Genomic DNA, 12,972 nt, shown 5'->3' on the forward strand with positions numbered 1-12,972 from the left:
TTCAGGTACTCACGATGACACCCGAAGCAGTCATGACGCTGGCCCACCAGGCCATGTATGTCGGCCTCTTGATGGCCGCCCCGCTGCTGCTCGTCGCGCTCGTCGTCGGTCTGGTCGTGAGCCTGTTCCAGGCGGCCACGCAGATCAACGAGAGCACCTTGTCGTTCATCCCGAAGCTGCTCGCGATCGCAGCCACGCTGGTGATCGCGGGGCCGTGGATGCTGACCACGATGCTCGACTATCTGCGCCACACGCTCACCAGCATTCCGACGCTCGTCAACTGAGCGCTGCTCGCACGTCCGCCCTCCCCGCTCCATGTTCACGGTCACCTACGCGCAACTGAACGTCTGGCTGACCGCGTTCCTGTGGCCGTTCGCGCGCATCGCCGCGCTGATCGCGACCGCGCCGGTGTTCGGCAATTCGTCGCTGCCCTCGCGGGTGAAGATCGGCCTCGCAGCGTTCACGACGATCATCGTCGCGCCGACCATCGGCGCGCTGCCGCAGGTCACCGTGTTTTCGGCGGACGGCGTGTGGATTCTCGCCAACCAGTTCCTGATCGGCATCGCGCTCGGCGTGACGATGCAGATCGTGTTCCAGGCGATCGACGCGACCGGCTATTTCATCGGCCTCGGCATGGGTCTCGGCTTCGCGACCTTCTTCGACCAGCAGGCGACCGGCTCGGGCGTCGTGATCTCGCGCTATATGACGACGATCGCGACGCTGGCGTTTCTCGCCGTCGATGGTCATCTGCAGATGATCGCCGCGCTCGTCACGACGTTCCAGTCGGTGCCGGTGTCGGCCAACCTGCTCGCGCCGCACGGCTGGCAGACGCTCGCGAACTGGGGCAGCTCGATCTTTTCGGCGGGGCTGCTGCTGTCGTTGCCGGTCGTCGTCGCCCTGCTGATCGCCAATCTGGCGCTCGGCATTCTCAATCGTGCGGCGCCGCAGATCGGCGTATTCCAGATCGGCTTTCCGCTGACTATGCTGGTCGGCCTGCTGCTCGTGCAACTGATGCTGCCGAACATGATCCCGTTCTTCGTGCGGCTGTTCGACAGCGGCATCGACGAGATGGGACGGGTCGCGGCGGCGCTGAAATAACCCTGAAAATCGCGAACATAAAAAAACCGGCTCGAGTTCATCGCGCCGGTTTTTTTATCGCGCCGCCGAAGCGGCATCAGCTGCCGATGTACTGGAACAGCGACATGTTCTGGATCTTCACGAACGCTTGCTGCGAAGCCTGCAAGGCCGCCTGCTGCATCGTGTACTTGCTGATCGTCGAGACCATGTCGGTCTGCGTCAGGTCCGCGAGATTGCTTTGCGTTTGCAGCGAGTTGGTCTGCGTGACCGTTTGCAGCGCCTTGACTTCCTGCTCGCGGCCGCCCACCGATGCCTGCACCGCGGTGATGTTGTCCAGCGTGTTGCCCAGCTGCGACAGGCCCGTGTTCAACGCGTTCTGCAGCGTCGCCGCGGCCGCGGGGTTGCCACTCACCGGCTGCTGGAGCGCGGTGATCATCGCGTTCAGGTTCGCGAAGACATTGGTGCCCGCCTTGTTGGCCGGCTGTACGGTGAATGTGTCGTTGGCGGCCGGTGTGCCTGTGATCTGGACCTTTTGGCCGGCGATCGTGATGTCCGAGCCTGACGTGTATGGCTGGGCCGTAGCAACCGGGGCGTTGGTGGTCGTGTCGGTGATCGTGTACGTGAGCGAGCTGCCGCTGCCGCTGAACTGGATCTGGTACGAGTGCGCGTTCCCCGCGTTGGTCGGATCGTTGACCGACACCGCGCCGATCACGCCGCTGCCCGTATTGGCCGCATTGCCCGAGGCAATCGACTGCGCGTTGGTCGCGCCGACGCTCATGAACACCGCCAGCCCATTGTCACCCGTCGCGACCGCGTTGCTATCGGTGACCTGCACGGTGCGCGAGCCGGTGTCGCCCGTATAGGTGACGTTGCCGGCCGCATCGGTCGAGAAAGCCTGGGTCGAATTCTGGAAGCCGGCGAACAGCGCATTGCCGGAGCCGTCGGTGGCATTCGCGTAGCTGAGGAGCTGGTCGCGCAGCGTGGTCAGCTGCGCGGCGATCGCCGTGCGGTCGGCGTCGTTCAATCCGCCGTTGCCGGCGCGCAGGCCCAGCGTGTTCGCGCTTTGCAACGTCGTAATGACGGTGGACAGCGTCGAGTCCTCGGCCTGCAACGACGTGAGCGCCGCGGTCTGGTTCGTCGTGTACTGCGACAGCGCGGCCGCCGTCGAGCTGAGCTGCACGGCCTGCGCGGCGCCGAGCGGATTGTCTGCGGGCGTGGTGAGGCTCTGGCCGCTCGAGATTTCCTGGTAGATCTGCGACAACTGAGCCTGCTGATTGCTCATGTTCGCGACGTTCATGCTGAAGTACTGCTGGGAAGAAATTCGCATGGTTCAACGCCTTACGAGAAGATGCCAAGCAAAGTCTGGAACAGCGTCTGCGCGGTCTGGATGACCTTGCTGTTGGCCTGATAGAGCTGCTGGTATTGAAGCAGGTTAGCCGCTTCCTCATTGATATTGACGCCCGACACCGACTGCTGCGCCGACGTGATCTGCGTGACGAGCGAGCTTTGCGTCGTCGCCATCGCCTGGATCTGCGTGGCCTGGTTGCCGATGTTGTTGACGTAGCTCGCGTACGCGCTCGTCAGGGTCGCGGTGCCTCCTGCCAGCACCTTCGCCGAGGTCAGGTTCGACAGCAGCTGCGCGTTGCGGCCGTCGTTGGTCGCGCCGGTGTTCGGTCCGATCGTGAACGAGTCGCCGTTGGCTGGCGTGCCGCTGATCGTGACCGTCACGTTGTTCATCACGCCCGCGTTCGTCGAGTTGGTCGGGTTGGTGATGGTCAGCGTCGCGCCCGAATTCGGCGAGTACGGCACTGCGTCCGCCGCCGTGTTGATCGTGTACGACGAGGACGGCGAGCCCGCGACCGTCACCACCGAGCCGATCGGGAAACCGGTGAGCCCGGTGCCCGCGGTGTAGATGATCTTCGACGCGCTGGTCGGCGCGCTGTAGCCGGCCGATACCGTACCTTGCGTGATCGTCGCGCTGCCGGTGTTCGACGTCGACGCCGACGCGAGCACCGGCGCCGCGGCCGCGATCGCCGAGCCCGCCGTGGTGGTCAGCGCGAAGCCGTTCAGCGCGCCGCGGGTCGGCTCGACAGTGAACGAGTCGCCGGCGTTCATCGTGCCGCTCGCGACCGAGAACTGCAGGCCGCCGATCGGCTTGGTCAGGTCCGCCGCCGAGCCGACGATGCTGCCGGTCTGGTTGTCGGTCAGCGTGTAGGCGCTGCCGTTGTACGACAGCGTGTAGTCGCCCGTGGTCGGCTGGCTCGCGTCGGCGAACGAGACGCCGAGCGTCGCGGTGCCGCTGTTCTGCGAGTTCGCGTACACGGTCGGCGAGCCGACGGTGAACAGCGCGCCGCCCGCGGTGCCGTTCAGCGTCAGGCCAAGTTCGTTCTGCGCATTGACCTGCGCGGCGAAGCTGGTCGCGATCGCACCGAGTTGCGCCTCGGCCGGATCGAGCGTTTGTGAGCGGAATTGCAGCAGGCCGCCCAGCGTGCCGCCGGACACGCTGCTGTCGGACAGCGTCTGCGGAGTGGGGGTCGGCTTCGCGCCAACCTGGCCGAGATACTGGACCGACAGCTCGGTCGGATCGGCCGACGAAGTCGCCGTGCCGAGGTTGAAGCTGTTGCCGGCCAGCACGAGCGGCTGTCCGTTCGACATGAACAGGCTATAGCTGCCGTTGTCCTGCACGACCGACACGCCAATCAGCTGCGACAGGTTCGACACCGCCAGGTCGCGTTGGTCGAGCAGCTGGTTCGGCGGTTGGCCCTGGCTGCTCGCCTGCGTGATCTGCGTATTCAGCGACGCGATCTGCGCCGTGAAGGTGTTGATCTTCGTGACCGCGTCGCTCATCTGCGTGTTGACGCTCGCGCGCAACTGGTCGTATTGCTGGCCAGCCGCATTGATCTGGTTCGCGAGCGTCTGTGCGTCGCTGATCGCGGTTTGTCTCGTCGCCACGCTCGACGCGTCGTTGGCGACGTTCTGCAGCCCCGTGAAGTAACCGCTGATCGCGCTCGCAATCCCCCCAGTCGGACTGCCGACGAGGTTGTTGAGCTGGCTGATCATCGTGTTGTACGTGCTGAGCGAGCTGCTCCACGATTGCGCGGTGTTGAGCTCGGTCGTCAGGTACTGGCTATACGCGCGCGTGATGGTGTCGGTGGACACGCCCATCGGCATGTAGCCGGAGCCCGTATAGTTGCCGCCCACCTCCGAATACACCGGAGTTTCCATCGTATAGCCGGGCGTCGACGCGTTGCTGATGTTCTCACCAGTCGTCGTCAAACCCCATTGGGCCGCGTTGAGTCCGCTAAGGCCGATATTCAACAGATTGCTGGACATGCGTCATCCTGAAGGGCGGCATCGCAGACATGCCACCGTGTTAGTGGAACATCCTCTTTAACGGCCCGTGGTGCGAAAAATTGAGGGCCATTCCACCTCGTTTGCGCTCGCCGCGATGTTGCCGCGCGATTGCGTCCACTGCTTGTGCAACGTTTGCTTCGCCGGCCGAAAACGTTCGCGCGGTGCCGCGCGTCTCGCGCACGGCCGCCGCGCGTTTGGTTCGCGACTCAGCGCGCCAGCGAGCGGCGCTTCATTTCGAGCTGCGTGATCAGCCGCTGCAGCGTGTTTTCCGCGCTGCCGGGCAGCGACAGGAAACGGAAGCCGAGCTGATAGCGCTGCGTGCCATTCGGCATCGCGAGCGAGCGATGCGACACGAGCTGCAGATCGAGCGACAGACGGCCGAGCGCGCCGAGCGTGAGCTCGCAGTCCATCAGGCGGGCGCCCATCGGCAGCTCGGCGACACGCAGGTCGGACGTGCGCATGCCGACGCCGCCGAGCGACAGGTCGTGCACTTCGAAGCGGAACGTGTCGCCGTCGGGCAGCCGGCCCGTACACATGAACGGGTCGAGAATCGGCGCGGCGACGCGGAAGTACTCGCGGCGCTGCACGTAGAACAGCACCTCGGGGAAGTCGGCCTCGAACGCCGGCATTCCCTCGAAGCGCGTCTCGCGCGGCGTCGGCGTCGTGAACTCGACGCGCACACCGTCGGGCGACGCGTGGAACTGGCAACGCGGGGCGCTGAGCAGCCCCTTGTTCTGCTCGGCGAGCGCGCCCCAATCGAAGGTGAAAGTGCGCTCGCGCACGTCGACGTCGAGCAGGCGCGTGACGAGCTGCCCGCCCGCATATTCGACCGTGAGGAAATCGCCGCGATTGACGATATTGCGCAGCTGCACGCCGATTTCCAGCGGATTGCGGCGGCCGAAATCGGAAGGGCTCTCGTCTTGCGGGACGTGCGGCTGACCGTTCGTGTCAATCAGGCCGTTCGACTGGTTCATATCCATGGGCTTGCCGGTAAGCATGTTCTTGCGGGCACGTGCCAGGGCCTAGCCATCGACTCTGAGGGTCTTCATGCAAAGCCGCAACACACGCGTTCGACCGGACCTTGCAGCGCTGTTCCGGTATCGGGTCTAACTCGTTAGCGGCAGCATCGAGCCAAAATTTAGGGGCTCAATTTAAATATTCGCCGGAAAATGTCGCGCAAACGTTAAAAGCGTATCCGCCCCATTTCCCGCGTTCGATCAGCCCATTTTCTGCATGATCGACAGCAGCTTTTTCGCGTAATGCGGGTCGGTCGCATAACCGGCGCGCTGCATGCCGTTCGCAAAACCGTTCACGTCGCGCGACGAATTGATCACCTGGGCATAACGCGGATTGTTCTTCAACAGGCTCGCGTAATCGGTCATCGCTTCCTCGTACGAGTCGTAAGCGCGGAATTTCTCGACCGTGCGATGCGGCTTGCCGTTCACGTATTCGGTCGTGACCGTCGACACGGTCTTGCCGGTCCAGTCGTTGCCCGCCTTGATGCCGAACACGTTGTGGCTGGTCGAGCCGTCGGCCTTCTTGATCTCGCTCTTGCCCCAGCCCGATTCGAGCGCGGCCTGACCAATGATGAAGCGCGCCGGAATGCCGGTCGCCGCGCTCGCGGCCTGCGCCGGCGCGGCGAGCTTGTCGACGAACGCATCGACCTTCGGCGAGCTGCCGTCGCCGCGCGTCGGCGGCGTCAGCGCGCTATTGGCCGAATAGCCGCGGCCCAGCGCGAGCTGGCCGTTGGCCTGGGCGTTGCCGTAGGCGCGCGCGAGCGCGTTGAGCGCGGCGCTCTGGCCTTCGTCGCCGCCGCCGCTGCCGCCGCTGCCGCCGCCGAGCGCGTTGGCCATGCCGGCGAGACCGCCCGCCGCGCCCGCGCCGTTCGCGCCACCCACCTGCATGCCCTGGTTGCGCATCAACTGCTTGAGCATCGCGTCGGCGACGCCGATGCCTCGCTTCGACAGCTGTTGCGCCATCTGCTGGTCCATCATCGACGTAAATGTCGCCGTGTCGTGGGAATCGAACGGACTGTCCTGCGGCGTCGCATCGCGCATGCTCTTCAACATCATCTGCGTGAACACGGCGTCGAACTGCTGTGCGGCCATCTTCATACCGGCTTGCGGCGAGGCCTTCGCCTGCGCGCTCAGTGCGCCGAAGCCCTGGACGTCGAGCGCGAACCGGCTGGTCAGGTCGCCGGCGGAGTTGACGCCATTGGTCGGATCGGAATTCATCTCGTGTGCTCCTTAGATGATTTCAAGGTCGGCGCGCAAGGCACCGGCTGCTTTCATGGCTTGCAGGATCGACATCAGATCCGCGGGCGTCGCGCCGAGCGCGTTGAGCGCCTTCACCACTTCGGCGAGGTTCGCTCCGGCATTCACGAGTTTCAGCGCGCCGTTGTCCTGCTTCATCTGGATCTGCGACTGCTGCGCGACCACGGTGCGGCCGTTCGAGAACGCGCCCGGCTGGCTCACCACCGGCTGCGTGTTGATTACGACCGACAGATTGCCGTGCGCGACCGCGCAGCTCTGCAGCGTGACCATCTGGTTCATCACGATCGAGCCGGTGCGCGCGTTCAGGATCACCTTCGCGGCCGCCTGCCCGGGGCGCACTTCGAGGTTCTGCAATTGCGCCATGAACGAGACCTGCTGCTGCGGATCGGCCGGCGCGCGCAGCTGGATCGTGCGGCCGTCGAGCGCGGTCGCGGTGCCGCTGCCGAACGCGCTGTCGATCGCCGCGACGACGCGCTGCGTGGTGTCGTAGTCCATGTCGTTCAGGTCGAGCTGCATCATGCCCGCCTGCGACACCGCGGTCGGCACCGCGCGCTCGACGATCGCGCCGCCGGTGACGCGCCCCGCGGCCAGCTGATTGACCTGCACCTTGCTGCCGTTCGCGCTCGCGCCCGCGCCGCCCACGGCGACGTTGCCCTGGCCGAGCGCATACACCTGGCCGTCGGCGCCCTTGAGCGGCGTGAGCAGCAGCGTGCCGCCGCGCAGGCTCTTCGCATTGCCGAGCGACGACACGGTGATGTCGATCGCTTCGCCCGGCCGCGCGAACGGCGGCAGCACCGCGGTCACCATCACGGCGGCGACGTTCTTCAACTGGATGTTCGACAGCGACGATTGCGAGTTGCTCGAGCCCGCCGCCTGGTTGTTGATCGAGATGCCGAGGTTCGCGAGCATATTCGCGAGCGTCTGCGTCGTGAACGGCGTCTGCGTGGTCTGGTCGCCGGTGCCGTCGAGGCCGACCACGAGGCCGTAGCCGATCAGCGGGTTGTCGCGCACGCCCTGGATCTGCGCGAGGTCCTTCAGGCGCTCGGCATGCGCGGGCGTCGCGGCCGGCAGCGCCGCGCAGGCGAGCGCGACGAACATCAGTGCGCGCCCCGCGCGCGACAGCGAGTTGAAAACAGTACCCATGATCACCACGGCGCCACGTTGAGGAAGAACCGCTGCAGCCAGCCCATGGTCTCCGCTTCGTTGATGTAGCCCTTCGCGGAGTATTCGATTTTCGCGTCGGCGACCTGGGTCGAGTACACGGCATTCAGGCTGGAAATCGTGTTGGGATTGACGACACCCGAGAAGCGCACGAACTCGTTGCCCTGATTGATCAGCATCTGCTTCTCACCGCTCACGATCAGGTTGCCGTTTGCCTGCACGCCGGTCACGGTCACGGTGATCGTGCCGTTGAAGGTATTCGACGCATTCGCGCCGCCGGTGCCGGCAAAGCCGTTGGTGCCGGTCGCGCTCAGGTTGGTCTTGGCGAACAGTCCGCCGAGGAAGCCCGCGGTCGGCACGTTGAAGTTCGTGCTGCCATTGCGACTCGCATTCGCGCCCGAGTTCTTGGTCGCGTTGATGTTCTCGGCGATCACGATCGTGATGATGTCGCCCACGTTGCGCGGCCGCTGATCTTCGAAGAGCGGACGGCCCGCGAAGCCCGGGTTGTAAATCGAGCCCGGCGCCTGCGCCTGCGGCGGCACCGGCGGCAGCGCGGTCATCGGCTGCTGGATGATCGGTTGCTTCGGCACGAGCGCGCAGCCGCCGAGCGCGGCGAGCAGCGTGAGCTGCACGAGCGCCACGGCCGTGCGCGAATGAACCGGAGTGCGAGTGGAATGCGACATCATCGTTTACCGCCTTAAATTTCCAGTCCTCAAACCGGCATCTGGCTCAAGGTCTGCAGCATCTGGTCGGAGGTCGTCACGGCCTTGCTGTTGATTTCGTACGCGCGCTGCGTCTGAATCATGTTCACCAGCTCCTGCACGACGTTCACGTTCGACGCTTCCACGTAACCCTGGTTGAGCGTGCCCGCGCCGTTCAGACCCGGTTGCGCCACGTTCGGCGCGCCCGACGAAGCCGTCTCCGCGAACAGGTTCTCGCCCTTCGAGTCGAGGCCGGCCGGGTTGATGAAGGTCGCGAGCTGCATCGTGCCGAGCTGCTGCGTATTGCTCGAGCCGGCCACGGTGATCGACACCGCGCCGTCGCTGCCGATCGTCAGCGAGGTCGCATTGCTCGGGATCGTGATCGCCGGTATCACCTGGTAGCCGCTCGACGTGACGAGCTGACCCTGCGCATTGGTCTGGAACGAGCCGTCGCGCGTGTAGGCAGTCTGGCCGTCGGGCATCTGCACCTGGAAGAAGCCCGCGCCGTTGATCGCGACGTCCTTCGAGTTGCCGGTCTGCTGCAGGTTGCCCTGCGTGTACAGACGCTCGGTCGCGACCTGTTGCACGCCGGTGCCGAGCTGAATGCCGGACGGCAGCTCGGTTTGCTGCGTCGAGTTCGCGCCCGGCTGGCGGATGGTCTGGTACAGCAGATCCTCGAACACCGCGCGCGAGCCCTTGAAGCCGTTGGTGCTGACGTTCGCGAGGTTGTTCGAAATCACGTCCATCTGCGCCTGTTGCGCGTTCATGCCGGTCGCGGCGATATAGAGTGAGCGGTTCACTTATGGTTCTCCTGGTCTCGGGGCGAGCCTCGTAGGGCGCCCCGTGGCAATCCGTTAACTGAAGCTGAGAATCTGGTTGGCGGACTGATCGTTCTTGTCGGCGTTTTGCAGCAACTGCGTCTGCATCTGGAACTGGCGCGCGTTGGTGATCATCGAGACCATCGCGCTGACCGGATTCACGTTGCTGCCTTCGAGCGACGCCGGCGCGAGCATTACGGTCGGATCGGCGTCGGCGGGGTTGCCGTCGGCGGTGCGGAACAGTCCGTCATCGCCGCGCGTGATCGACTGCGGATCGGGATTGACGAGCTTCAGCTGATCGATGGTGACGACCGCGGTGGGCGGATCGCCGGGCGTCAATGCCGACACCGTCCCATCCTTGCCGATCGTGATCTGCGCGCCCGGCGGCACCGATACCGGCCCGCCGTTGCCGAGCACGACCTGATTGGTCGCGTTCACGAGCTGGCCGTTTTCGTCGATGTGCAGATTGCCCGCACGCGTGTAGGCCTCGTTGCCGTCGGCGGTCTGCACCGACAGCCAGCCGGCCCCCTGAATCGCGACGTCGAGCGGATTGCCGGTCTGCTGGATCGGCCCCGGCGTGTAGTCGGCGCCCGGTGTCGACGACAGCACGAAGGTGCGGGTCGTGTTGTCGTTGATCGTGCTGCCGTCGCCGAACGACATCGGCACGGCGCGGTAGGTTTCGAGCTGCGCGCGAAAGCCCGTGGTCGACGCGTTCGCGAGGTTGTTCGCGACGATCGCCTGCTGTTCGAGCGCTTGCGCGCTGCCCGACATCGCGGTGTAGATCAGCCGATCCATGAAGAGGTCCCGTTGGCTTACAGGTTGATCAGGGTCTGGTCGACGGCCTGCTGGGTCTTGATCGTCTGCGCGTTCGCCTGATAGTTGCGCTGCGCGGTGATCAGGTTGACCAGCTCGCTCGTCAGATCGACGTTCGAGTTCTCGACCGCGCCGCCTTGCAGCACACCGTGATTGGTCGAGCCCGGCGTCGAGATCTGCGCGACGCCGGAGGCCGACGTCTGGCCGTACTCGTTGTTGCCGAGGTTGACGAGGCCATTCTGGTTCGCGAAGTTCGCGAGCACGATCTGGCCGAGCGCCGCGGTCTGGCCGTTCGAGTAGTTGCCGGTCAGCGTGCCGTCAGAGCCAACCGTGAAGCTGGTCAGCTGGCCCGCCGCGTAGCCGTTGGTGGACAGGCTGTTCACGCCGTTCTTGCCGCCGTACTGCGTGGTGCCGGCCATGTTCAGCGTGACGCTCTGCGGCGTGCTCGAACCGTCGGTGTTCGGCAGCGACATGGTGAACGCGCCGAGCGTCGCGGTGGCGAGGCCGGTCGTCGCGTCGGTCGTGCTGACCAGCGTGCCCGACGAATTGAAGTTCGCCGTGCCGATCAGCGTCGCGGTGCCGTTCGACGGGCCCGCGTACACGTTCCACGTGCCCGAGCCCGTCTTCGCGAAATACATGTTGACGGTCTGGGAGCCGCCGAGCGTATCGTAGACGGTCGTGCTCGTCGAGTAGTTGTAGGTCGTCGAGCTGGCCTGGTTGAACGTGGTTGGGTTCGGCGCAACTGTATAGCTGTCACCCGCAGTCGGCGTGCCGCTGAAAGTGATGCTCTCGCCGTTGCCGAGCGTGATCGCGGTGCCCGCAGTGAAGGGCTGCGCGGCGCCGGGCGTGCCGGCCCCGACCGTGACCGTGTAGTGGGTAGCGTCGGTGAAGTTAATCGTGTACGTGTCCGTGTTGGTGCCCGCGCTCGCGTCAGTAATCGTCGCGCCGGTCGTGCTCACCCCTGGTTTAGAGTTCGTGGCGCCGGGCGTCACGATCGGCGCGCCGAGCATGATGTCGCCCTGCGCGTTCAGGTTCAGGCCCGCGGTGATCGAGGTGGTCGCCTGCGGCGCGATGTTCGCGGTCGGCACGGTCAGCGGCACGGTCTGCGCGGTGTTGATGATGCCCGAGCTACTGGCCGCGTAGCCCATCAGCTGCAAGCCCTGCGCGTTCGTGATGAAGCCGTTCTTGTCGAGCTGGAACACGCCGTTGCGCGAATAGACCAGCGTGCCGTTGTCCGACAGCTGGTAGAAGCCGTTACCGTTGATCGCGACGTTCAGCGCCTGATTCGTCGTCGTGATCGTGCCTTGCGAGAACTGCTGCTGCACTTCGGAGAGCTTCGTACCGATGCCGATCTGCTGGCTCGTCGCGGTCGCGACTGAATTGGCGTACATGTCGGCGAATTCCGCGGTGCCGCTCTTGAAGCCGACGGTGTTGGCGTTGGCGATGTTGTTGCCGATCACGTCGAGATCGCTCGACGACGCCGACAGCCCGCTCAAACCTGTTTGATAACTCATGACGTACTCCGTATCTGGAAAGTCGTAACTGGATGGATCCGGACTACAGGATCGCGGCGACGCTGGTCAGGCCGACCGTCGTGCCGTTCGACAGCACGAGGCCCGGCGTGCCGCTGCTCTGCTGGACGATGCTTTGGACCGTCGCGCTGGTGAGCGTGGTGGCCGTCGCCTGCTGGCCATTGATCGTGCCGGTCGCGCTAATCGTGTAGGTGCCGTCGGGCAGCGTGTTGCCTGCCGAGTCGGTCGGCGTCCAGCCAACCGGAATCGTGCCGGCTGACTGCTTGCCGAGATCCAGCGTGTTGACGATCGTGCCGGCCGAGTTCTTCACGACGATCTGCAGGTCGCTGACGGCATTCGCGAGCGTGACGCCGAACTCGTTCGCCTTGCCGCTCGACACGGTGACCGAGTTGCCCGGTGCGAGCACGGTCGAGCCGATCAGCAGCGCGGACTGCGCCTGCTGGCTGGCCGACAGCTGCGTCGACAGCGAGGTCAGCGAGGTATTGAGGTTGCTGATGCCCTGCACCGTGCTGATCTGGGCAAGCTGCGAGGTCATCTGCGAGCTGTCCATCGGATTGGTCGGGTCCTGGTTCTTCAGCTGCGCGACGAGCAGTTGCAGGAAGGTGTTCTGCAGGTCCGAGGCCGAAGTGCCCGAGGTGCCGCTCGTCGAGCTCGTGCTGCTCGTGCCGTTCATCGTGTCGAGCAGCGTCTGCGAAACGGTCGTGCCGTTGCTGCCGATCGTGGTGTTGGTGGTCAAGACTCTCTCCTCAGGTTCCGATCGTGAGCGTTTTCAGCATCAGGGTTTTGGCCGTGTTCAGCGTTTCGACGTTGGCCTGGTACGAGCGCGAGGCCGAGATCATGTTGACCATCTCCTGCACCGGGTCGACGTTGGGCAGCGTCACGTAGCCGTTCGCGTCGGCGGCCGGATTGCCGGGGTCGTACGCGGTCTTCATCGGCGACGGATCGTCGACCACGCCGGTCACCCGCACGCCGCCGACCTGCTGGCCGGAGCGCGTGCGCGCGCCGCCGATCGGGTTCACCGCGAATATGACCTGCTTGGCCTTGTACGGCTGGCCGTCGGGGCCCGTCGTACTGTCCGCGTTGGCGAGGTTCGACGCCGTCACGTTGAGCCGCTCCGACTGCGCCGACATCGCGGAACCCGCGACACCAAAAATATTCATCAGGGATGGCATGTTTCCTGACCTCTCCTGCCGGTTCGCACCGGCTTCACGTTAAGTCCCGTAGCGTTTCTGTTCGTGCGTGC

Annotated in this window: 13 protein-coding genes; 2 read left to right on the plus strand and 11 right to left on the minus strand. The window is 65.1% G+C overall.

The features are described from left to right. Positions 1 to 14: 14 nt before the first annotated feature. Positions 15 to 284 (plus strand): flagellar biosynthesis protein FliQ, encoded by a 270-nt coding sequence (fliQ, locus tag AB4Y34_RS25600; RefSeq protein ID WP_176367750.1) that lies wholly within the window; start codon positions 15 to 17, stop codon positions 282 to 284. 31 nt (positions 285 to 315) lie between these two features. Continuing rightward, entirely contained in the window at positions 316 to 1,098 is a 783-nt protein-coding gene (fliR, locus tag AB4Y34_RS25605; RefSeq protein ID WP_176124498.1) for a flagellar biosynthetic protein FliR, read from the plus strand. Positions 1,099 to 1,174: 76 nt separating this feature from the next. On the opposite strand, the gene flgL is transcribed toward fliR, so the two are convergent. From flgL to flgC, 11 genes are all read right to left on the minus strand, one after another. After that, positions 1,175 to 2,404, minus strand: coding sequence for a flagellar hook-associated protein FlgL (flgL, locus tag AB4Y34_RS25610; protein ID WP_368717612.1), 1,230 nt, complete (start codon positions 2,402 to 2,404; stop codon positions 1,175 to 1,177). 11 nt (positions 2,405 to 2,415) lie between these two features. Further along, entirely contained in the window at positions 2,416 to 4,410 is a 1,995-nt protein-coding gene (gene flgK / locus AB4Y34_RS25615; protein ID WP_368717613.1) for a flagellar hook-associated protein FlgK, read from the minus strand. Positions 4,411 to 4,637: 227 nt separating this feature from the next. Then, a complete protein-coding gene (locus AB4Y34_RS25620) occupies positions 4,638 to 5,411 on the minus strand; it encodes a flagellar brake protein (protein WP_176380063.1) in 774 nt (257 codons plus the stop codon). 237 nt (positions 5,412 to 5,648) lie between these two features. Beyond that, positions 5,649 to 6,665, minus strand: coding sequence for a flagellar assembly peptidoglycan hydrolase FlgJ (flgJ, locus tag AB4Y34_RS25625; protein ID WP_176380062.1), 1,017 nt, complete (start codon positions 6,663 to 6,665; stop codon positions 5,649 to 5,651). A 12-nt stretch (positions 6,666 to 6,677) separates the two neighbouring features. Beyond that, a complete protein-coding gene (locus AB4Y34_RS25630; protein ID WP_368717614.1) occupies positions 6,678 to 7,847 on the minus strand; it encodes a flagellar basal body P-ring protein FlgI in 1,170 nt (389 codons plus the stop codon). Between the two features lie 2 nt (positions 7,848 to 7,849). Further along, positions 7,850 to 8,548 (minus strand): flagellar basal body L-ring protein FlgH, encoded by a 699-nt coding sequence (flgH, locus tag AB4Y34_RS25635; RefSeq protein ID WP_176124629.1) that lies wholly within the window; start codon positions 8,546 to 8,548, stop codon positions 7,850 to 7,852. 29 nt (positions 8,549 to 8,577) lie between these two features. Beyond that, positions 8,578 to 9,366 (minus strand): flagellar basal-body rod protein FlgG, encoded by a 789-nt coding sequence (flgG, locus tag AB4Y34_RS25640; RefSeq protein WP_176109990.1) that lies wholly within the window; start codon positions 9,364 to 9,366, stop codon positions 8,578 to 8,580. Positions 9,367 to 9,420: 54 nt separating this feature from the next. Continuing rightward, complete coding sequence (gene flgF / locus AB4Y34_RS25645) at positions 9,421 to 10,179, minus strand: flagellar basal-body rod protein FlgF (protein ID WP_176124484.1); 759 nt, start codon at positions 10,177 to 10,179, stop codon at positions 9,421 to 9,423. Between the two features lie 17 nt (positions 10,180 to 10,196). Next, entirely contained in the window at positions 10,197 to 11,711 is a 1,515-nt protein-coding gene (locus AB4Y34_RS25650; protein WP_176380061.1) for a flagellar hook protein FlgE, read from the minus strand. 43 nt (positions 11,712 to 11,754) lie between these two features. Continuing rightward, positions 11,755 to 12,465: a flagellar hook assembly protein FlgD gene (locus AB4Y34_RS25655; RefSeq protein ID WP_176109987.1), complete on the minus strand. Its 711-nt coding sequence runs from the start codon at positions 12,463 to 12,465 to the stop codon at positions 11,755 to 11,757. 10 nt (positions 12,466 to 12,475) lie between these two features. Next, entirely contained in the window at positions 12,476 to 12,901 is a 426-nt protein-coding gene (gene flgC / locus AB4Y34_RS25660) for a flagellar basal body rod protein FlgC (RefSeq protein WP_013090881.1), read from the minus strand. Positions 12,902 to 12,972 lie beyond the last annotated feature (71 nt).

The sequence above is a fragment of the Paraburkholderia sp. BR10954 genome (genome assembly GCF_040965775.1).
GTDB lineage: Bacteria > Pseudomonadota > Gammaproteobacteria > Burkholderiales > Burkholderiaceae > Paraburkholderia > Paraburkholderia youngii.

What these genes read in the sequence shown, in the direction of transcription:
- flgF (WP_176124484.1), bottom strand. Translation starts at nt 10,179, where the DNA reads ATGGATCGGCTGATCTACACCGCGATGTCGGGCAGCGCGCAAGCGCTC.
- flgC (WP_013090881.1), bottom strand. Translation starts at nt 12,901, where the DNA reads ATGCCATCCCTGATGAATATTTTTGGTGTCGCGGGTTCCGCGATGTCG.
- flgL (WP_368717612.1), bottom strand. Translation starts at nt 2,404, where the DNA reads ATGCGAATTTCTTCCCAGCAGTACTTCAGCATGAACGTCGCGAACATG.
- fliQ (WP_176367750.1), top strand. Translation starts at nt 15, where the DNA reads ATGACACCCGAAGCAGTCATGACGCTGGCCCACCAGGCCATGTATGTC.
- flgH (WP_176124629.1), bottom strand. Translation starts at nt 8,548, where the DNA reads ATGTCGCATTCCACTCGCACTCCGGTTCATTCGCGCACGGCCGTGGCG.
- AB4Y34_RS25630 (WP_368717614.1), bottom strand. Translation starts at nt 7,847, where the DNA reads ATGGGTACTGTTTTCAACTCGCTGTCGCGCGCGGGGCGCGCACTGATG.
- flgJ (WP_176380062.1), bottom strand. Translation starts at nt 6,665, where the DNA reads ATGAATTCCGATCCGACCAATGGCGTCAACTCCGCCGGCGACCTGACC.
- flgK (WP_368717613.1), bottom strand. Translation starts at nt 4,410, where the DNA reads ATGTCCAGCAATCTGTTGAATATCGGCCTTAGCGGACTCAACGCGGCC.
- AB4Y34_RS25650 (WP_176380061.1), bottom strand. Translation starts at nt 11,711, where the DNA reads ATGAGTTATCAAACAGGTTTGAGCGGGCTGTCGGCGTCGTCGAGCGAT.
- fliR (WP_176124498.1), top strand. Translation starts at nt 316, where the DNA reads ATGTTCACGGTCACCTACGCGCAACTGAACGTCTGGCTGACCGCGTTC.
- AB4Y34_RS25620 (WP_176380063.1), bottom strand. Translation starts at nt 5,411, where the DNA reads ATGGATATGAACCAGTCGAACGGCCTGATTGACACGAACGGTCAGCCG.